Genomic DNA, 19,925 nt, shown 5'->3' with positions numbered 1-19,925 from the left:
GCCTTTCTCTCACTAGGCTGTTCCAATATCGCGAACATGCAACGGGAGCAAACTTTCGAAGCGAAATCAGGTTAAACCAGCTGGTTTAATGCAATCTCAAACGCCGCTTTTGCAATTCCGGTTTTTACCGGGTTTTTCGCATGTGCTTTCTGCAAAGCATCTTTGATAATGTTGCTGGTATCTTCGAAAATTCCCTGATCTGTCAGTTCTTTCAAGTCGTTGCTCATCAAATAAGCAAAAACGCGCGCCATACCACAATTCGAAATGAAATCCGGAATCACGGAAAGATGGTTGTCTGCATAATCGGCAATCGGTCCGAAGAAAATTTCCTTGTCTGCAAACGGAACATTTGCACCTGCAGCAATTACTTGTACTCCGGATTGAATCATACGCTCAACCTGCTCCTGTGTAATCAGGCGGGAAGCAGCACATGGAATGAATACATCTGCCGGAATATCCCAGATTTTTGCATTGATTTCTTCAAATGACTGCAGGTTCGGGTGAATGATTTCATTTCCATTTTTCGTCAGGAACAACTCCTGGATTTCTTCAAAAGAAAACCCGTTTTCATTGATCAGTCCGCCCACGCGGTCAATGATTCCAACTACTTTTGCACCTGCCTGAGCCAAATAATATGCACCTGCTGAAGCCACATTTCCCCATCCTTGTACGATGACTTTCTTTCCTTTGATATCACCACCCCAGATGTTGTAGTAATGGGCCACGGATTGTGCCACACCGTAACCGGTGATCATATCTGCAACTACGTATTTTTTACCGACACTCGGGCTGTATTGTGTGTCTTCGATGACTTTCAGTACTCCCTGGCGCAATTGACCGATGCGGTTAATTTTCTGTGCTTCTCTCGGTTGGAAGTGCCCGTTGAAAACTCCTTCCTGCGGATGCCAGATTCCACAATCTTCCGTGATCGGAATCACTTCGTGGATTTCGTCTACGTTCAGGTCGCCCCCGGTTCCGTAGTAATGTTTCAAAAGCGGCGTCACAGCTGCGTACCATCTTCTCAAAACACCTTCTTTACGCGGGTCTTTCGGGTCAAAATTGATTCCAGACTTCGCTCCCCCGATCGGAGGTCCTGCAACGGTGAATTTTACTTCCATTGTTTTGGCAAGACTTTCCACTTCGCGTTTGTCCAGGCCTACACGCATCCGTGTACCACCTCCGGCAGCACCGCCGCGTAAGGAGTTAATCACTACCCATCCTTCTGCTTCTGTTTCAGCATCTTTCCATTCAAATACGATTTCGGGGCGCTTATTTTCAAACTTATGAAGTAAATCTTTCATGATATTGTTCTTCGATTAATAGCATTCAATATTGAGCCGTAAAAGTAGGAATTATTGATCTTTTAGCGCGAAAAGAAATAAACGGGATTAGAAATGTTCCCGTAAAAGTGCGATTTTAAGGCAGGTGATGCACTCCCCCGATCACATTTTCAGACGCTCCGGTTACACTGGAAAGACAGTTGGGTTCGTTGTTCAGGTTCAAGGCTCCCAATAAACCGAAAATGAGCGCTTCTTTATAATCAATGAGTTCCTTGTCGACGGAAATGATTTCTCCCTGGTAATACCGTTTGAAGCGTTCGATCAGGAAAGTGTTTTTAGCACCACCGCCAGTTATCATGACGCGTTTGAGATTGTTTTTCGTACAAATCTCTCCCAGCTGGATGGCAATATGTTCTACCACCGTTGCGAGGTTGTTTTCGATGTCTTTGTCGAACTTCAGTAAAGGGTAGAAGTGCTGCTCCAGCCATTCCGTTCCGAGTGATTTGGGGCCTTCTTCCTGGTAATAGTCCAGGCTGTTCAGTAAGTCGAGCAGGAAATAGTTCAGTTCGCCGGCTCTCGCCAGGTCTCCGTTTTTGTCGTATTCAAGGTGCTTGGAGCGCGCCAGTTTGTTCATCGGAAGGTTTGCCGGGCAGATATCATAAGCTTTTACGATTCCTTTTTCCTGGAAACTGATATTCGCAAATCCGCCGATGTTGATAAATCCGTCTGCTTTTGAACCGAAGAGGTAGTAATCACCGATCGGAACGAGCGGCGCACCTTGACCTCCGTACAGGACATCTTTCGTCCGGAAATCACCGATTGTGCGAATCCCGGTTTTGACCGCAATCACTGCCGGATTCCCGATTTGAGTCGTGAAACCGCGTGCAGGCTGGTGAAAGATGGTTTGCCCGTGTGAAGCAATGGCGTCGATTTCTGATTTTGTAATGGCATTTTCGTCGATAAATTCATTGATGCAGGATGCGAAAAAGATTCCCAGGTCGTGGTTTAAAGTAGCAAGCTGCGATCCCGTTAATTTTGTCGCTTCATGCAGGCTGGAAAGCAAGATGTCAGTGAACTGACAGGTTTTTGAAGCGTGAAGAACAAACTCCCAGTTTTTATCTGAAATTCGGTTGTAGCTGGCATAGGTAATGTCAACTCCATCTAGTGAAGTTCCTGACATTAAGCCGATTATCCTGAATGAATTCATAAAAGACGAAAATTAAGTTTTTATAGGTACATTTGTCTTCTGAACAAATATAAAATAAACTGCGATACAGATGAATTTCGAATTGACAGAAGAACAAAAAGCAGTGAAAGAAGCTGCTCGTGATTTCGCTCAAAACGTTTTGAAACCGGGGGTAATTGATCGCGACAGAGATCAGAAATTTCCTGTTGAGGAAATCAAACAATTGGGTGAACTGGGATTCCTGGGGATGATGGTTGATCCTAAATACGGTGGTGGCGGAATGGATACCATGTCATACGTATTGGCAATGGAGGAAATTTCGAAAGTAGATGCTTCTACTTCCGTTTGTATGTCTGTAAACAATTCTCTTGTTTGCTGGGGATTGGAAAAATTTGGAAACGAAGAGCAAAAGATGAAGTTCCTGGTTCCTCTTGCAAAAGGCGAGAAGATCGGTGCTTTTTGTTTGTCTGAGCCGGAAGCTGGTTCGGATGCAACATCTCAGCGTACGACTGCAGTTGATATGGGAGATTACTACTTGTTGAACGGAACGAAGAACTGGATCACAAACGGTTCTACAGCTTCTACATACATTGTAATTGCTCAAACAAACCCGGAATTGGGACACAGAGGAATTAACGCATTGATCGTTGAGCGCGGAATGGAAGGGTTCATTGTTGGTGCAAAAGAAGATAAATTGGGAATCCGCGGAAGTGACACACATACGTTGTTGTTCAATGATGTGAAGGTTCCAAAAGCAAACCGCATCGGAGAAGATGGTTTCGGATTTAAGTTTGCGATGAAGACACTTTCCGGAGGACGTATCGGAATTGCTGCTCAGGCTTTAGGTATCGCTGCGGGAGCTTTTGAATTGGCTGCTGCTTATTCCAAAGAGCGTAAAGCATTCGGAAAAGAAATCTACAAGCACCAGGCTATCGCATTCAAAATTGCGGATATGGCAACTGAAATCGAAGCAGCTCGTTTGCTGGTTTACCGCGCTGCGGCTGACAAGGATGCGGGAAGAAACTTCGATCAGTCTTCTGCAATGGCAAAATTGTACGCATCAAAAGTGGCAATGGAGCAAACAGTAGAAGCGGTTCAAATCCACGGAGGTTACGGTTATGTAAAAGAGTACCACGTAGAACGTTTGATGCGTGACGCGAAGATTACTCAGATTTATGAAGGAACATCCGAAGTACAGAAGATTGTTATTTCAAGAGGTATTCTGGCTGATTAATTAGTCGGTTTAACGATATAAAAAAGGTGTCTGCGCAAAGTCGAAGACACCTTTTTTGTTTGGGATTATTTTAGCCGGTATTTTCCTTCCGGAACTCCTGTGTTTTCAGGAACTGTATGTAATATCGCGAACATGCATCCGGAAGCCGGATTGAAACCAAAATATGGAAACAGAGTTGGACGTAATATTGCGGAATTACGCCCAACTATTTCAAATGTTATAAATACGGAATGACCTTCTCCAGCGAAATTCCCCGTGACCCCTTCAGCAAGATCAGTAAATCCGCAGGAGGATTGTGCGTAAAATGTTCAATCAGCGGTTCGGTAGATTTCAGAAAGATCGCATTCGGGTGCATGCCTTTGAATTTCAAAAATTCCTCCCCGATAAAGAATCCGCTTAACCGCAGATCGATCGTCTGCTGGATCACTTCTTCATGAACCATCGGAGCATCATCGCCCATTTCCCGCATATCGCCCAGGATAAAAATTTTCGCATGATTATCGATTTTAGCAAAGCTGGATAGGGCAGAGCGCATACTCGTTGGGTTGGCATTATAGCAGTCCACGATCAGTGTGTTTTTATCTGTTTTGGTGACCTGTGAACGATTGTTCGTCGGCTGGTAATCCGAAATAGCCTGGTTGCAGTTTTCAGGGCTGATTCCGAAGAATCGTCCGATGCGGATCGCTGCCAGGAAATTGATAAAGTTGTATTCTCCTACGAGGTTGGTTGCAATTGCCGGACTTTTGTAACCCGGTTCGCTCCATGTCATGTTGACGAAAGGAGTGAGGCTGATCAATTCCCCCGAAAGTTCCGAATCATCGTTGTAGAAATGATTGTGTGTCGTTTGCGGAAGCTTGTTTACGATCGTTTCATCCTGTTTGTTGGCAAAGAGATGTCCGTTGTTTTGAGCCAGGAAATCGAACAGCTCCGTTTTGGTTTTGATCACACCTTCCAGCGATTTGAATCCTTCCAGGTGTGCACGCCCGATATTGGTAATGATCCCATGTGTCGGAAGTGCAATTTCTACCAGTTCCCTGATGTCTCCCGGTTTGTTGGCCCCCATTTCAATAACCGCAATTTCGTGCGTCGGATTCAATTGAAGCAGGGTTAACGGCACTCCGATATGGTTGTTGAGGTTTCCTTGCGTGAAATGTACATTCAACTGCGTGCTGAGTGTTGCAGCGATCAATTCTTTGGAAGTCGTTTTTCCGTTACTTCCCGTAATCCCGATAATGGGAATGCTGAATTGATTGCGGTGATGACGTGCCAGATCCTGTAATGCCTTCAAGACATCGTCTACTAAAACCGTTTTCCCTTCAATGTGGTATTCCGGGTTGTCGACCACGGCTGCAATTGCTCCCTGGTTCAATGCTTCCTGAGCAAAGGTGTTTCCATCGAAGTTTGCTCCTTTCAGGCAGAAGAACAATGAACCTGTTTGAATTTTCCGGGTGTCGGTTTCAACTCCCGTACTGGATTGAAATAATGTGTAAAGTGTTTCCATATTGCAATAAAAAACCCTGACGTTCACCGGGGCGAAGTCAGGGTTTCTGAAAATCAATAACTATTATCTTTTCTTTTGTTTCTTTTTACCATAGTTGTGTCCTACCGGGCTTCCTACACGATCCATTGCACATCGGAATCCGATTGTACAAGTTGATTTATCTTCGTCTAAGAATCTTCTGGAACCTGCGTTCAACCAGTAAGCGCGATCTCTCCACGAACCTCCTTTGTAAACGCGTGATTTATCAGAAATCAACGTTGTCGGCCAGGATGTTCTGTCTTCCGGTTTGATCGGAGTACCGTTCAAGTCGTACGTTTCGTACTGGCTTTGGTACATGATCAGGTGCGGATCACGTGTTGCTTCGTTGATTCCGTTTTTACGGTCGTCGTTATCGTAATAGATTGAACTTTCAATATCACCATCCAGGTAATCGATGTAGTCATCTTTACGGTAGTTCAAACGTCCGATGTTTTCTTCTTCCGTTACGTTACGGTATTTCAATTTTCCAGGAGTACCGATGATAAACTGGCTGAATCCTTCACGCAACATCGGGATGATTTCGAAAGAGTACTCTTCGTCACGTCCTTGTCTTGTTCTTTCAGCGAAGATTCCTTCGAAGATTTCGTCCTGAACCAATGCAGAAGCTTCGATTTCATATTTGTCGTTCTTATCTGCAATTGCTCTGTCCAATACTGCGTTGATCTCTGCAATCAAAGCCAATTCAACAGAATCTTTTTTCTTACCGTGAGAAACATAGTACTGATCCGGAGCTGCACCACGTTGTGTGCGGTATTCAGCTTTGTTGTGCATTTGAATTCCTGAAGGAATGATCGAGTCATTCGGATCGTGGTTTGCCGCAGACACACGCTGGTAGCGTACACGCTCAAATGCATTCAGGTATTCTTTCATTCCATGAACATCGTACATTACCTGTTGGTTTTTCTGTTCAACAGCTCCGTCGTTATTCAATACTTTTGTCTGGAACACGTTTCCACGGAAAGGACGGAATTCATCATAGTCTTCAGAAGTCAATGGACGGTAAACATCCATGACCCATTCTGAAACGTTTCCTGCCATATGGTATAAACCATAGTCATTCGGCCAGAAAGACTCAACCGGAGCAGTTACATCGGCACCGTCGTTCAAACGACCTGCAACCCCCATGTAATCCCCTTTTCCTCTTACGAAGTTTGCACGGATCATACCAGTGAATTCTTTGTTGTCCTGACGAACGAAGTGACCGTTCCATGGGTATTGGCGACGCTCAGTGATTACTTCAGTTCCTTCTGAAAGGTTCCCGATCAATCCGATTGCTGCGTATTCCCATTCAGCTTCTGTTGGGAGGCGGTATCTTGGAAGAAGAATACCATCTTCCATACGTACGATACGCTCGCCTAATTTCTTTCCGTCTCTGTGAGTCGGGTCTGTATCTTTTAATTTTCTTCCGCCTTTTTCAGGATCTTGTTCGAACTGACCCATCAGGTAAGAATCGGTGTTGAATGTTTCCGCATCTGCCGCATCAACATCCCATCCCAAAACTCCTTCGCGGATCAAAATGTATTCGTTCACACGATCAGTACGCCATTTACAGAAATCTGTAGCCTGCAACCAGGAAACTCCTACTACCGGGTAATCTCTGTATGCCGGGTGACGTAAGTAGTAATCTACATACTTGTCCATGAACGCCAGCGGGCTTCTCCATGAAAGTGTATCAGGCAATGCGTTTTTGTAAACCATGCTGTACTTTTCATAAGATCTTCTCAGCCAGTAAAGGTATTCTAACCAGTGGAAGTTTGTTACCTCCGTCTGATCCATGTAGAAGGAAGAAACAGTTACTCGTGCAGGGCGGTTGTTGTAATCGAACATCACATCTTGTTCAACCATCCCCATTGTAAACGTACCACCTTCAACCAAAATCAGTCCCGGTCCGGTTTCCTGATCCACAAAAGGAACCTTTTGAAAACCTCCGTGATTCACATTGTTGTAATCCCAACCTGTTGAGGATGAGGAATCTCGACTACACGAAGCTATCGCCGCACCGGCAGTCGCTAAGAGAAATAAACGCAACATTTTCATATGCTTGGTTTGTTTTTTCATTTTTTGGGTGACCAAAGTTAAGCTTATAAACGGATTATCAACAAAAGGTTACAAAAAATATTTAGAATGAAGGACAAGAGATTGTCTTGAATGTTTTCACCGGACCTTTACACTTGGTAAAGATACCCAGGGAAACTTCATGAGAACCACCTGATACCCCATTGTTCAGTCGTGAAACAGTTACGTCATAGCTATACCCGATTCTGAAAGAAGGTGTCTGGATCCCGATTGTCAGGATAAAGGCATCTCTGTTTCTGAACCACGCACCGGCATTGAATGCCCCGTATTTGATATAGGTACCAATATTGATTTCCTGGAAACCTTGCTGGTATTGGTAGATGATGTTCGGCATGATCGAAGTCGTATTCTGGTATTTCGATTTTCCTCCAAGCGGAATCTCAGCACCGATGTGACCTGTGAAGCGCATCGGCATCGGAGAGTTTCCGATAATCACCGATTCGTTTGGCATGTTCAGGTGGTGTACCGCTCCTCCGAAGAAGAAGTGTTTCGAATATCCTACAAAACCTGCTGATGCATCGAAGAATCCTCTGGAACCCCCGCGGCGCAAGTCACCGGTTTGATAAATGAATCCCCTGCGAGGGTCGATCTGGTCACCGAAAGTTAGTTTATCCCAGTCCAGGAACTTTTGGTACCAGGCAGCGCGAACACCGAATAACATCGCAAACTTCCTGTTTACCTTCAGGTGGTAAGAGTAAACCAGTCCGAGCATGGATGTGTTAATGGTTCCCTGACCTTGCATATCGTGGGTGGCTAAGATGCCGATTCCCCCGGAAATGTTTTTGAAGTACTGGTCATAGGATGCACTGTAAGTGACGTAGTTTCCTGAAAGGCTGGGCCATTCGTTTCGATAATTCATAGCAAATCGCGCACAGCCGTGTGATCCGGCAAAAGCAGGGTTCAGGTACAGAGGGTTTGCATAAAATTGCGTAAATGTCGGGTCTTGTGCGTATATTTGACATGATCCCAAAAGACAACCGACAAACGCCAATAGTTTAATATTTCTCATTCGGTTAAGAATATTTTCAAGCTATATATTAGTAGCATTGGTTCGCCAATGTTACGAAAAAAAAATACAATGGTTACAACTAAATCGCCGAAACACAAAAATAAAAAAAGAATTCATACGTTTGAGTGAACATTCATCTAGTTTTCGAATTTTGTGCTATGAAAAACGACAAAACACAAGCAAGTTACATTTTTAACAATTTTTACAAACTCGTCATTTTACTTTTTATAAGTCATGTTGCTTCTGCTCAGGATGTTGCTGTTGAAATCGAATGGTTAAAACCGCGTAATCTCACCATCAATGATGTTCAAATGACCGTACCGTTCGTTTCGGGAGAAGATTTCGAAAACCAGCTGCCCGTTCATTCGTTTCATCAAAAGTTCAAATCGGGGCAGTATCAGGTGCAAATAGTTGATGTCCAGACTGCAAGCCTGGAGTCATACGAAACGACCTACCTGAACGCAATCAAAGAGCCGCTTCCGGCTACCGCACAGATCGAAGCCAAAATCACGAAAGGAAAGAATGAGAATTACATCCGTTCGAAGTGTATTCCTTACTTCCAGACTGCCGGCGGATTTCAGAAAGTAGTCTCCTACAAATTGCGGATTACCTTGTCGAACCAGCCGGTTGCCGTTAATCAATTGAAAAGCTATGCCGCAAATTCGGTTCTGAACAGCGGATTGTGGTATAAGATTTCGGTTCCGTCCGACGGAGTTTACCAGATGGATAAAACGTTTTTCAAAAACATGGGGGTCGATATGGACGGCCTGGATCCCAAAACAATCAACCTGTACGGAAATGCAGACGGAAGACTTTCTGAAATGAACAGCGCTCCGTATATGGATGATCTGAAGAAGAATGCCATCCAGTTTGTCGGGAATACCGACACGGCATTTGCGGATGACGAATACTTCCTGTTTTTCGGTGCCGGACCAAACAGGTGGACGCGTACTTCGGGAACAAACTTCAACCGCGACATGCACATTTACAGCTCGGTCAACACCTACTTCATTCATATCGATGCGTCAGACTTACCGCTGCGCATCCAAAGTTTGCCGGAAACATCTCTGCCAGTAACCAATACGGTCAACTCATATACTTATTACGATATCCATGAAAATGAATCGGTGAACCTGGTTCAGGGAGGACAACGCTGGTACGGCGAGCAGTTTGATGCGAACCTGACGCAAACTTTCAAATTCAGCGTTCCGAACGTGGATGTGAATACCCAAATGGAAGTGCAGTATGCTGTGGCATCCAACTCCAGTTCGGGAGGAAACAGTTTCCGGGTGGTTTACAACGGAGCGCAGGTCGACAACGAAGCTTTGAACTCTACCAGTGCCGATTACATCCGCAATGCCGGTGATTTCACGTTCATGCCGGTTTCTGCGGCAATTGACCTGGTTTTTACCTTGAACAGGGTGAGCCCTTCGGTAAAAGCCTACCTGGATTACATCCGGATTGTGGGGCGCAGAAGTCTGGTGTTTTACGGAAATAACATGCTGTTCCGAGACGTGAATTCAGTTGGTGCTGGAAATGTGAGTGCTTTCTCCATTGTGAATATGAACACTTCAAACCGCGTTTGGGATGTGACATCTAAAACCAACCCGCAGGATATCCAGGGATCGTTGACCGGTGGTGTGTTTACCTTCCGTCAGGCCACCGATACCCTTCGCGAGTTCATCGTTTTCAGCGGAACCGGTTTTTTACAACCGACATTCATTAAACAAGTTGAAAACCAGGATTTGCACGCTTTGGGGCAGTATGATTATATCATTTTGAGTCCAAAGCAGTTCATAGCTCATGCACAACGCCTGGGGAATCTGCATGACAATTCCGGTCTGTCGACAGTGGTGGTAGATATCGAGCAGGTTTACAATGAGTTTTCATCCGGAAACCAGGATGCAACGGCAATCAGACGCTTTGTAAAAATGTTCTATGATCGTGCGGCAGGAAATACGACTTTGCAGCCAAAGTTCCTGTGTTTGTTTGGAGATGCAACATACGATCCGAAAAACCGCGTGGCTGGAAACAATTACATGATCCCAACGTATGAATTCCTGAATTCGGAGAACCACATTGCGGCCCTCGTATCGGATGATTATTTCGGATTGCTCGATAACAACGAGTCGATCAGTGGTTTGGATATGATGGACATCGGAGTGGGGCGTTTGTTGATTTCGACTGGTACGCATGCTCAAACACAGGTCGATAAGATCGAACACTACATGAAAAACGGAATCAATTCGCCGATCTCTTCGAGTGATCAGAATAGCTGTTGTATTGATGAAGCGGCAAACATGTTCGGAGACTGGCGTTTGGTTTACACGAATATCACCGATGATGAAGAGGGCGGAACGTTTATTACGGACGATGCTGAGCCTGCTTTCAACCAGGTACAGTCTATCGCAAACGAAATGAACTGCGAGAAAATCTATTCGGATGCCTACACACAGGTTTCAACAACCGGCGGACACCGCTACCCGGATGTCGTGACAGCAATCACGGATCGGGTGGAGCGCGGAAGTTTGATCACCAACTACATCGGCCACGGTGGAGAAGTGGGGGCGGCTGAAGAGCGCATTATTACCATTCCGCAGGTAAACGCATGGACGAACCTGAATCGCCTCGGTTTGTTCGTAACAGCAACGTGTGAGTTTACGAAATTTGATGACCCTTCCCGGGAATCGATCGGAGAGCTGATTTCACTGAACCCGAAAGGAGGTTCCATCTGTTTGATGACAACCACCCGTTCGGTATATATTTCGATTAACACGCAGGTAGTTGCCAGCTTGTTCAGTCACGTGGTAGAACGCGATGCCAATTACGATGCGCTTCCTTACGGGGAAATCATGCGCAGAACCAAAAATACTTCCGGTTCGTCCGACAACAGAAGATGTTTCAACCTGATCGGTGACCCTGCTCTGAAAATCGATCTGCCGAAATGGAAAATCGTAACGGATTCGATCAATCATAAGCCACTTTCCATGGGAGCGGATACGGTGAAGGCTTTGACCAAAATGCATGTGGTAGGCCACCTGGAAGATTACTCCGGAAATAAACTCACGGATTTCAACGGGGTATTGGCTCCGACCATTTTTGATAAACCGAAAAGCGTTCAGACGCTTGGAAACGACCCGAATTCTCCGATTATTACCTTCAAAACGCAAAAAAATGCCTTGTACAAAGGGCGGGCGACGGTAACCAACGGAGATTTTAAATTCGAATTCGTGGTTCCGAAAGACATCGATTTCAACTACGGAAGAGGAAAAATCAGCTACTATGCAGACAACAAAGTGGTCGATGCGGACGGTTGGGATACCACGTTTATCGTTGGAGGAATCAACCCGAATCCACCGATAGACAATGTGGGGCCGGAACTGAAAATTTACCTGAATGACGATTCGTTTGTAAACGGGAGTATTTCAAGTGCGAATCCTTTGCTGGTGGTGGAAGCATACGATGAGAACGGGATCAACACGGTTGGAAACGGAATCGGGCACGACATCACGGCGGTTCTGGACGGAAACACCGGAAGCCCGATGGTATTGAACGAGTACTACAAATCGAATCTGGACAGCTACCAAAACGGGAAACTGCAATACACGCTGCGAAACCTTTCTGTGGGGGCGCACACGCTTGATGTCAAAATGTGGGACGTAAACAACAACTCCAGTACGGTTCGTTTGGAGTTCACCGTAACTGAAGATCAGGATGTGCAGCTGGATCACGTATTGAACTATCCGAACCCGTTCACAACGCATACCGTTTTCATGTACGAACACAACCAGTCCTGTGCGTCACTGGAAACACAAATCAATATCTATACGGTTTCCGGACGTTTGGTAAAAACAATCAATCAATTGGTTCCAACCAACGGATTCCGCGTCGAAGGAATTTCCTGGGACGGACGTGACGACTTTGGTGATCAGCTGGCTAAAGGCGTGTATGTGTACCAGTTGAAAGTCACCATGCCGGATGGAAAGAAGGCTCAAAAAATGGAAAAGTTGGTTCTTTTGAAATAGTTACACAATAAAAGTGTAAGTTTTGCGTATTTTTGTCACAATTAAAACTGAAATAATTCATGTTATCACATAAGTTACTAATATTCACAATCTTTGTTAGTTATCTATCTTTCGCACAGCCAAGTGGACAAGGAGTTACTCAAAAAGACATTCAATTAAACACGATTACCACGGCAATGCCTTTCCTGGGAATCAACCCGGACTCCAGATCAGGAGCGATGGGGGATGCGGGAACAGCATTGAGCCCGAACGCGTCTTCTGTGATGTGGAATACGGCGATGTTGAATTTCGCAGAGGATAAGTCCGAGATCGGCATCAGCTACACACCATGGCTGCGCCAGTTGACAAACGACATGCACTTGTCTTACCTTTCCGGTTATGCACGTGTAGGGAGTCGTCACGTAGTCGGTGGTGCTCTCCGTTACTTCAGTTTGGGAGAAATCACTTTTACGGATGCGAATAACAATTACATCCGCGATTTCAAGCCGAATGAATTTGAGCTGACTTTGGCTTATGCATTCAAACTGGCAGAAAAACACAGTATCGGGGTGAACGGGAAGTTTGCTTATTCCAACCTGACAGGTGGATTGGTTACTCCGGGAGCTGAAACAAAAGCGGCGATTGCAGGTATTGCAGATATCTCTTACGCATTCAGAACAGAAGACATCAACTGGTTCAAAGTAAACGGGGTGTACTCGTTGGGAGTAACGATTGTGAACATTGGTAACAAGGTTTCTTATACAGAGACTGCAGACCGTGATTTCCTTCCGACCACGTTGAAAATCGGTAACGCGTACACGGCGAAAATCGATAAGTACAACAAATTGACGGTAAGTGTGGATGTTTCCAAAATGTTGGTTCCGACTCCGGCAGTATATGAAAAAATTAATGGTGAAACGACCTTGATTTCCGGGAAAAGCAGTAACGTAGGTGTTATTGCAGGAATGCTTCAGTCGTTCTACGATGCACCGGGAACGGTGATCAGAGATAGCAACGGAGACGCTGTTCAAAACAGCGACGGAACATACCAGGTGAAAAAAGGATCGAAACTGGCTGAAGAGTTGCGTGAGATCATGATCGGTTCCGGGTTGGAATACTGGTACAACGACATTTTCGCATTGCGCGGAGGATATTTCTACGAAAATGTTTCCAAAGGAGGCCGCCAGTTCTTTACGGTGGGTGTTGGATTCAAATACAATATTTTCAGTTTCGACTTCTCGTACCTGGCTGCATTGAAGAGAAACAACCCACTGGCAAACACCATGCGTTTCACACTTCGTTTTGCATTGGGTGATAAATCGAATGACTCCAAAGCTAAACCGGAATAATGGATATACGGATAGGTTTTGGTGTAGACGTTCACCGTTTGGAAGAAGGTCGCGAATTTTGGTTGGGAGGTTTAAAACTCCCTTCTTCGTTTGGTGCCGTTGGTCATTCCGATGCAGATGTACTCATCCATGCTATTTGCGATGCGATGCTCGGGGCTTTGAACCTGCGTGATATCGGTTTTCACTTTTCAGATACCGATCCGAAGTACAAGGGTATCGATTCGAAAATCCTGCTGAAAAACGTTATGGACCTGATTAAGGGAAAAGGCTTCTCCGTGGTGAATATCGATGCTACGGTGATCCTGGAGCAGCCGAAAGTGAACCCGCACATTCCACAAATGCAGGAAATCCTGGCGGAAATCCTTGAAACGGACACCGACCGCGTTTCAATCAAGGCAACAACTCACGAGAAAGTGGATTCCTTCGGAGCCGGGGAAGCGGTGAAGGCATATGCAGTTTGTTTGTTGTCTAAATAGTTAGTAATAGGCTGTAAATCAAGTTGATTTTTGTATTTTCCGTTCCGGGTTATCAACAACTGTCGAAAAAATATCGGTTGCTGAAAACTTCAGGCGCAGCATCCTTTGTATATTTGTTCCCTCAATTCAACTAGAATGAAAGTAAATCCAGCATATAAAACCAAAGAAAGTTTATTGGAATTGTACAACAAGCCCTTGTTGGAACTCGTGTTCGAAGCAGCAACGGTTCACCGTCAATTCCATAACCCGAGAGAAGTTCAGATGTCTTCCCTGTTGAGTATCAAAACAGGAGGTTGTCCGGAAGATTGTGGTTATTGTCCGCAGGCTGCGCGTTACCACACAGACGTGGAAGCTCACAAACTGATGACAGTGGAATCAGTGGTAGAGCAGGCGAAGAATGCAAAAGCAAACGGTTCGTCACGCTTGTGTATGGGAGCTGCATGGAGAGAAGTGCGCGACAACAAGGATTTTGATTCCGTGATCGAAATGGTACAAGCAGTAAACGACCTGGATATGGAAGTGTGCTGTACCCTGGGGATGATGAACGAAGACCAGGCGAAGCGTTTGAAGAATGCCGGTTTGTTTGCATACAACCACAACCTGGATTCATCCAAAGAATTTTACGGAGATGTGATCTCCACCCGTGAATACGAAGATCGTCTGAATACGATTGACAATGCCCGCAAAGCAGGAATCAATGTGTGTTCCGGAGGAATCATCGGGATGGGGGAAGCAATCGAAGACCGCATTGGTTTGTTGATGAGCTACATGGAAATGGAAAACCCGCCGGAATCGATTCCGATCAATGCATTGGTTGCCGTTGAAGGAACGCCGCTGGAAGATCAGAAACCGGTTGAACAGTGGGAAATGATCCGCATGGTGGCAACAACACGCATCGTGTTCCCGCAAGCGGTAGTTCGTTTGTCTGCAGGAAGAACGAAAATGTCCATGGAAGGACAAGCTTTGTGCTTCATGGCTGGAGCAGGTTCTATTTTCGCAGGAGATAAATTGCTGACAACGCCGAACCCGGAGTTTAACGAGGATAAGGAAATGTTCCAGATTTTGGGTCTGATCCCGAAAGAAGCTTTTGCTGACGGAGAAAAACCGGTTTCACAACCAGATCCGATCATCGAAGCGAAAAAGGAAAAAGCGGCACAGCGAGCGCAGGAATTGGCTGAAGCGAAAGTTGCTTCTGCCGGATTTACTCCGAGAAAAGTGACAACACTTTCGTAAGAAATGAAATCAAAGTTTCAAAAACGATTACAAGATAGACAGGAAAAGGGGAGTTTGCGCTCCCTTTTGTCGTTTGATGGCCTGGCCGATTTTTGGTCGAATGATTACCTGGGGCTGGCGCGGATTCCTCATGCGGTGGAACTCATGGGAAGTACGGGATCGCGTTTGATCTCCGGAAATTCAGCTGCTGTTGAAGCGATCGAGCAACAGGTTGCGGCACATTTTCAAAATGAGTCTGCATTGATCTTTAATTCCGGCTACGATGCCAACCTCGGACTGTTTTCTGCGCTTCCGCAAAAAGGAGATACTATTTTGTACGACGAATTGGTGCATGCTTCGGTGCGTGACGGCATCCGGTTGAGTTTTGCCAATGCCTATTCCTTTAAGCACAACGATCCGGCAGATTTAAAACGGAAGCTGGAAAAAGCGCAGGGAAGCGTTTTCGTGGCTGTAGAATCACTTTACAGCATGGATGGTGATTTGGCTCCTCTGGTCGAAATAAATCGTTTGTGCAGGGAATATGATGCTTTTCTGATCGTTGATGAAGCCCATTCCGGAGGCGTTTTCGGAGAAGAAGGAAAGGGTTGGTGTCATGAATTGGGCATCCAGGATGAGGTATTTATTCGCTTGTTCACCTTCGGGAAAGCTTATGGAGCACACGGCGCTGCTGTCTGTTGTTCGGAAGAGGTGCGGCAGTACCTGGTCAATTTTGCGCGTTCGTTTATCTACACCACTGCACCGCCTGTAAGTTTTTATGAGCATATCCTCCGGCAGATTGAGCTGAGTAAACCGGAGGAATTGCGCACACAGCTGCAACAAAATATCATACAGTTTGCATCACAGATTCCATCCAGGATCAGTTCCCCGCGTTCCCCGATTCAAATCGTAGCATGTTCAGACCCCGAAGCTTGTAAATTGAAAGCAGCAGCATTACAGCAAGCCGGTTTCGCGGTAAAAGCCATTCTTCCGCCAACTGTTCCGGCCGGAACACAACGTCTGCGCTTTTGCATCCATGCATTCAATACGGTGGAAGAAATTGATCGATTGATTTCGTTGTTAAGATAAAAGGATACGAGGTGTTTCCAGTGGGTACGTCTAAAGGTTGAAGCCGGTAGTAAAACCTTTGGGCTCTTAGCTTCTTTGCGTTTCACAAACGAACTCCGTTTAAATGTAACGAGCTAAATGTTCGATTAATTCCCGCAAATAGAAGGTTTGGGATTAAGCATTATTCAGAATGGTACATCTGTGGGGAAATTGGTGTTGCCTCCGTTGGAATGATTAAAAAAAATGGAATACCTTACTGCGCTTCAGGTACAGTGTTCCAGGAAACGCGCCAGGTTAAGCGCTTATTACGTAGCTCCTTAGGGAGCTTTTTTTGTTTCCGGGCAATTTTTTTGAAATAAAATTTGGAAACTTAACAGTGTTAAGTATATTTGCATCATTCAAATGTGACAATGGGAATTAACGAACGTAAGGAACGGGAAAAAGAAGAACTGCATAAAAGCATCCTGACAGCTGCCCGGGAAGTTTTTTTGGAGAAAGGTTTCGATCAGACTTCCATTCGTTCCATTGCCCAGAAAATTGAATACAGTCCCACAACCATTTATTTGTATTACAAAGACAAAGATGCAATCCTGTATGCGCTGCACACGGAAGGGTTTTATCTGCTGGGGAGTAAAATGGAGGTACTCAACTCAGTCGAAAATCCTTTTGAACGCATCAAGGCCATGGGGCGTGTCTACATCCAGTTTGCGATGGATCATCCGGACTATTACGATTTGATGTTCGTCCAGAAATCGCCTATGAATAAGCTGGATGAAGACCATGACGTGTGGAGGGAAGGTCAGACAACATTCGATGGATTGAAATTTTCGGTAGCACAATGCATCGAGCAGGGCTATCTCCCGTTCAATGATGTGGAAGCCGGATCTTATTTGTTGTGGGCAACACTGCACGGAATGTGTAATTTATACGACCGCGGACGCTGCAAAGTGTTGGATGAAGAAAAGAGTGAGCAAATTGTAGATCTTGCTTTTGCTGAGTTCTTAAAAATGCTGGATGCCTTCGGGAACTAATTTTTTTAATAATTACTTAACACTGTTTATTAAAATAACAATGATTATTATGAAACAGAAAATGATTATCATACTGACCGGGATCGGAAGCGTGCTTTTCCTTCCAAAATCCTGGTCTCAAGGAGCTTTGGATGCTTATATCAAGCAGGGACTGGACTCCAATCTGGTGCTAAAACAGCGTTCTGTGCAACTGGATAAGGCACTGACGGCTTTGAATACGGCAAAAAGTAATTTTCTTCCGTCTGTTAACTTCAACGCTTCCTATACCAGCGCTGAAGGAGGACGTTATGCCGAACTTCCGGTTGGAAACATGCTGAACCCGGTTTATTCGACCCTGAACCAGATGACGGGAACGAATGCGTTTCCACAGATTCAGAATCAGCAAATCAACTTCCTGCCCAATAATTTCTACGATACGTATATCCGGACTTCGGTTCCGCTTCTGAACACAGATATTTATGCCAACAAGCGTATCCAGGAGCAAAAAGTGGAACTGAGCACGATCGATATGCAGGTGTATGCCCGCGAATTGGTGAAAAACATCAAGGTGGCTTATTACAACGTGATCATGGCTTCCAAATCGGTAGAGGTATATGAGGCAAACAAAAAATCGTTGGAGCAAAACGTGGCTCTGAATGAAGCGTTGATCAAACAGGGAAAAGGTTTGAGAGTGAATTTGCTCAAAGCCCAAACCGAGCTGATGAAGATCAACACCTCGATTTCGACGGCCAAAAACCAGCAGAAGAATGCCGAAGCCTATTTCAATTTCCTGATCAACCGTCCGCTGGATGCACCTGTAGTACTGGAAGAAGTCGCAAATGCCGTTCCGCAGCTGGAAACAGAAGCTGTAAAGGAACGCGAAGAGTTGCAACTGATCAATCAATCGATCGAAATTCAGGAATCGGTCTTGAAAATGAACCGCAACTACTGGGTTCCGAAAATCAATGCGTTTTTGGATCTGGGTTCCCAGGGAACCAACTGGGAGGTGAGCAGAAAATCGGCCTACTACATGTTCGGTGTTTCGGCCTCCATCCCGATTTACAACGGTTCACGCAATCAGCAGCAGATCAAACAAACCCGCTACGAAATTGAAAACGCACGTTTGCAGCTCAACCAGGTATCGCAGCAGCTCGAGCTACAGCGTCAGCAAGCATTGAGAAATGCATTGAATGCAAAAGAAAACTGGGAAACTGCTCAAGTGCAATTTGAAACCTCCAAAGAATATTTTGCACTGGTTTCCGGCGCAAACCGGGAAGGATTAACCAATCAGCTGGAGTTTATCGATGCCTCCAATCAGGTAACGAATGCTGAATTGTTTGTCCTGATCCAATACCAGAATTACTTGAGTTCACTGGCTGAACTTGAGCGGGCAGCAGCGACATATCCATTGAATATCAATCATTAAACTCATTGACTATGAAAAAAATAATAGCATCGGGGATGGCACTTTCTTTCTTGCTGGCATCCTGTGGCTCAAAAGAAAAGGCTACGAATGAAATTCCGAAAGTAGAAGTAATTCCTGTAAAGCTGGAATCGTTGAAAGCAATGAATTCCAGTGAAGAGATTCACGTATCCGGGCAGTTTACAACGGATGATGAAACCTATTTGTCGTTTCTTTCCGGAGGAGTGATCCAGAAATTATACGTGAAAGAAGGAGATAAAGTGAGCAAGGGACAACTGCTTGCAACATTGGATCTTACACTGGTAAAAGCAACCGTGAGCCAGGCAAAACTGGGACTTGAGAAAGCAAAACGCGATTTGGAACGTGCAAAGAACCTGCAAAAAGATGGTTTTGCAACGCTGGAACAGATGCAGAATGCGCAAACAGCTTTTGATGTGGCGCAGGAACAGCTGGAGTCTGCTATGTTCAATCTGAAATATTCCGAAATCCGTGCGGTTTCCAATGGCTTTATCCTGAAAAAAATGGCCAACCAGGGACAATTGGTAGCAAGTGGAACTCCCGTGTTTCAGACAAACGGAGCCGGATCGAATGCATTTAAGTTGAAAGTTGGGGTGAGCGACCGCCAGTGGAGTCAAATCAAAATTGGTGATGTTGCAGAGATCGAATCGGATATTTTCAAGAATGCAAAGGTGCAGGCAAGTGTTTCCCGCAAGTCGGAGAGCATTGACCCGTATAGCGGAACCTTTACTGTGGAACTGGAACTGAAAGGTAAACTTCCTGCCGGGTTGGCAAGCGGTGTCTTCGGAAAAGCAACAATCCACTTGTCACAGACTTCCGAAAACTGGAAAATTCCATACGAAGCGTTGCTGGACGGAAATGCGGACGAAGGATTCGTATTTGTCTCAAACGACCGCAAAACGGTGAAAAAAGTAGCTGTGAAAGTGGAAAACCTGAACCAGAACGTCGTGGAAGTTTCCGAAGGGTTGGAAGGGTATCAATACGTAGTGGTTTCCGGAGGTCCTTACCTGAATGAAGAATCTGCTATTTCAGCAAAATAAAAC

The 19,925-nt window shown here is 45.2% G+C and carries 14 protein-coding genes; 9 read left to right on the top strand and 5 right to left on the bottom strand.

Translation table 11 applies throughout. From position 1 onward, the window contains the following. Nucleotides 1-71: 71 nt before the first annotated feature. Complete coding sequence (locus ABDV94_RS13050) at nucleotides 72-1,301, bottom strand: Glu/Leu/Phe/Val dehydrogenase dimerization domain-containing protein (protein WP_343747634.1); 1,230 nt, start codon at nucleotides 1,299-1,301, stop codon at nucleotides 72-74. A 115-nt stretch (nucleotides 1,302-1,416) separates the two neighbouring features. Further along, on the bottom strand, nucleotides 1,417-2,487 hold the full coding sequence (locus ABDV94_RS13045) for an anhydro-N-acetylmuramic acid kinase (RefSeq protein ID WP_343747633.1): 1,071 nt from the start codon (nucleotides 2,485-2,487) through the stop codon (nucleotides 1,417-1,419). A 70-nt stretch (nucleotides 2,488-2,557) separates the two neighbouring features. Here ABDV94_RS13045 and ABDV94_RS13040 point away from each other — a divergent pair, with 70 nt between their 5' ends. Further along, a complete protein-coding gene (locus ABDV94_RS13040) occupies nucleotides 2,558-3,700 on the top strand; it encodes an acyl-CoA dehydrogenase (RefSeq protein ID WP_343747632.1) in 1,143 nt (380 codons plus the stop codon). A gap of 217 nt (nucleotides 3,701-3,917) precedes the next feature. Here the strand turns inward: ABDV94_RS13040 and murF are convergent, their stop codons facing one another. From murF to ABDV94_RS13025, 3 genes are all read right to left on the bottom strand, one after another. After that, complete coding sequence (murF, locus tag ABDV94_RS13035; RefSeq protein WP_343747631.1) at nucleotides 3,918-5,201, bottom strand: UDP-N-acetylmuramoyl-tripeptide--D-alanyl-D-alanine ligase; 1,284 nt, start codon at nucleotides 5,199-5,201, stop codon at nucleotides 3,918-3,920. A 63-nt stretch (nucleotides 5,202-5,264) separates the two neighbouring features. Next, nucleotides 5,265-7,298, bottom strand: a complete 2,034-nt coding sequence (locus ABDV94_RS13030) for an SUMF1/EgtB/PvdO family nonheme iron enzyme (RefSeq protein ID WP_343747630.1) — start codon at nucleotides 7,296-7,298, stop codon at nucleotides 5,265-5,267. A gap of 61 nt (nucleotides 7,299-7,359) precedes the next feature. Continuing rightward, nucleotides 7,360-8,325: a type IX secretion system membrane protein PorP/SprF gene (locus ABDV94_RS13025; RefSeq protein ID WP_343747629.1), complete on the bottom strand. Its 966-nt coding sequence runs from the start codon at nucleotides 8,323-8,325 to the stop codon at nucleotides 7,360-7,362. A 158-nt stretch (nucleotides 8,326-8,483) separates the two neighbouring features. Between ABDV94_RS13025 and porU the strand changes: the two genes are divergently transcribed. From porU to ABDV94_RS12985, 8 genes are all read left to right on the top strand, one after another. Beyond that, a complete protein-coding gene (gene porU, locus ABDV94_RS13020; protein WP_343747628.1) occupies nucleotides 8,484-12,350 on the top strand; it encodes a type IX secretion system sortase PorU in 3,867 nt (1,288 codons plus the stop codon). A gap of 59 nt (nucleotides 12,351-12,409) precedes the next feature. Next, nucleotides 12,410-13,678, top strand: coding sequence for a type IX secretion system outer membrane channel protein PorV (gene porV, locus ABDV94_RS13015; RefSeq protein WP_343747627.1), 1,269 nt, complete (start codon nucleotides 12,410-12,412; stop codon nucleotides 13,676-13,678). After that, nucleotides 13,678-14,154, top strand: coding sequence for a 2-C-methyl-D-erythritol 2,4-cyclodiphosphate synthase (ispF, locus tag ABDV94_RS13010; RefSeq protein WP_343747626.1), 477 nt, complete (start codon nucleotides 13,678-13,680; stop codon nucleotides 14,152-14,154). Before porV ends, ispF begins: the two co-directional genes overlap by 1 nt. A gap of 135 nt (nucleotides 14,155-14,289) precedes the next feature. Next, nucleotides 14,290-15,387, top strand: a complete 1,098-nt coding sequence (gene bioB, locus ABDV94_RS13005; protein WP_343747625.1) for a biotin synthase BioB — start codon at nucleotides 14,290-14,292, stop codon at nucleotides 15,385-15,387. A gap of 54 nt (nucleotides 15,388-15,441) precedes the next feature. Next, nucleotides 15,442-16,452, top strand: a complete 1,011-nt coding sequence (locus ABDV94_RS13000) for an 8-amino-7-oxononanoate synthase (RefSeq protein ID WP_343747624.1) — start codon at nucleotides 15,442-15,444, stop codon at nucleotides 16,450-16,452. Between the two features lie 389 nt (nucleotides 16,453-16,841). After that, nucleotides 16,842-17,462 (top strand): TetR/AcrR family transcriptional regulator, encoded by a 621-nt coding sequence (locus ABDV94_RS12995; protein ID WP_343747623.1) that lies wholly within the window; start codon nucleotides 16,842-16,844, stop codon nucleotides 17,460-17,462. A gap of 49 nt (nucleotides 17,463-17,511) precedes the next feature. Continuing rightward, nucleotides 17,512-18,867 (top strand): TolC family protein, encoded by a 1,356-nt coding sequence (locus tag ABDV94_RS12990; RefSeq protein ID WP_343747622.1) that lies wholly within the window; start codon nucleotides 17,512-17,514, stop codon nucleotides 18,865-18,867. Nucleotides 18,868-18,878: 11 nt separating this feature from the next. Next, complete coding sequence (locus ABDV94_RS12985; protein WP_343747621.1) at nucleotides 18,879-19,922, top strand: efflux RND transporter periplasmic adaptor subunit; 1,044 nt, start codon at nucleotides 18,879-18,881, stop codon at nucleotides 19,920-19,922. The last annotated feature ends 3 nt before the right edge of the window (nucleotides 19,923-19,925 follow it).

The organism is Fluviicola sp., assembly GCF_039596355.1.
Taxonomy (GTDB): domain Bacteria; phylum Bacteroidota; class Bacteroidia; order Flavobacteriales_D; family Crocinitomicaceae; genus Fluviicola.
Note: the sequence above shows the minus strand (reverse complement) of the source record. Positions and strands in the feature narration are given on the sequence as shown.

Excerpts from the sequence above, each read along its gene's own strand:
- ABDV94_RS13050 (WP_343747634.1), bottom strand. The coding sequence starts at position 1,301 with ATGAAAGATTTACTTCATAAGTTTGAAAATAAGCGCCCCGAAATCGTA.
- ABDV94_RS13045 (WP_343747633.1), bottom strand. The coding sequence starts at position 2,487 with ATGAATTCATTCAGGATAATCGGCTTAATGTCAGGAACTTCACTAGAT.
- ABDV94_RS13040 (WP_343747632.1), top strand. The coding sequence starts at position 2,558 with ATGAATTTCGAATTGACAGAAGAACAAAAAGCAGTGAAAGAAGCTGCT.
- murF (WP_343747631.1), bottom strand. The coding sequence starts at position 5,201 with ATGGAAACACTTTACACATTATTTCAATCCAGTACGGGAGTTGAAACC.
- ABDV94_RS13030 (WP_343747630.1), bottom strand. The coding sequence starts at position 7,298 with ATGAAAAAACAAACCAAGCATATGAAAATGTTGCGTTTATTTCTCTTA.
- ABDV94_RS13025 (WP_343747629.1), bottom strand. The coding sequence starts at position 8,325 with ATGAGAAATATTAAACTATTGGCGTTTGTCGGTTGTCTTTTGGGATCA.
- porU (WP_343747628.1), top strand. The coding sequence starts at position 8,484 with ATGAAAAACGACAAAACACAAGCAAGTTACATTTTTAACAATTTTTAC.
- porV (WP_343747627.1), top strand. The coding sequence starts at position 12,410 with ATGTTATCACATAAGTTACTAATATTCACAATCTTTGTTAGTTATCTA.
- ispF (WP_343747626.1), top strand. The coding sequence starts at position 13,678 with ATGGATATACGGATAGGTTTTGGTGTAGACGTTCACCGTTTGGAAGAA.
- bioB (WP_343747625.1), top strand. The coding sequence starts at position 14,290 with ATGAAAGTAAATCCAGCATATAAAACCAAAGAAAGTTTATTGGAATTG.
- ABDV94_RS12995 (WP_343747623.1), top strand. The coding sequence starts at position 16,842 with ATGGGAATTAACGAACGTAAGGAACGGGAAAAAGAAGAACTGCATAAA.
- ABDV94_RS12990 (WP_343747622.1), top strand. The coding sequence starts at position 17,512 with ATGAAACAGAAAATGATTATCATACTGACCGGGATCGGAAGCGTGCTT.
- ABDV94_RS12985 (WP_343747621.1), top strand. The coding sequence starts at position 18,879 with ATGAAAAAAATAATAGCATCGGGGATGGCACTTTCTTTCTTGCTGGCA.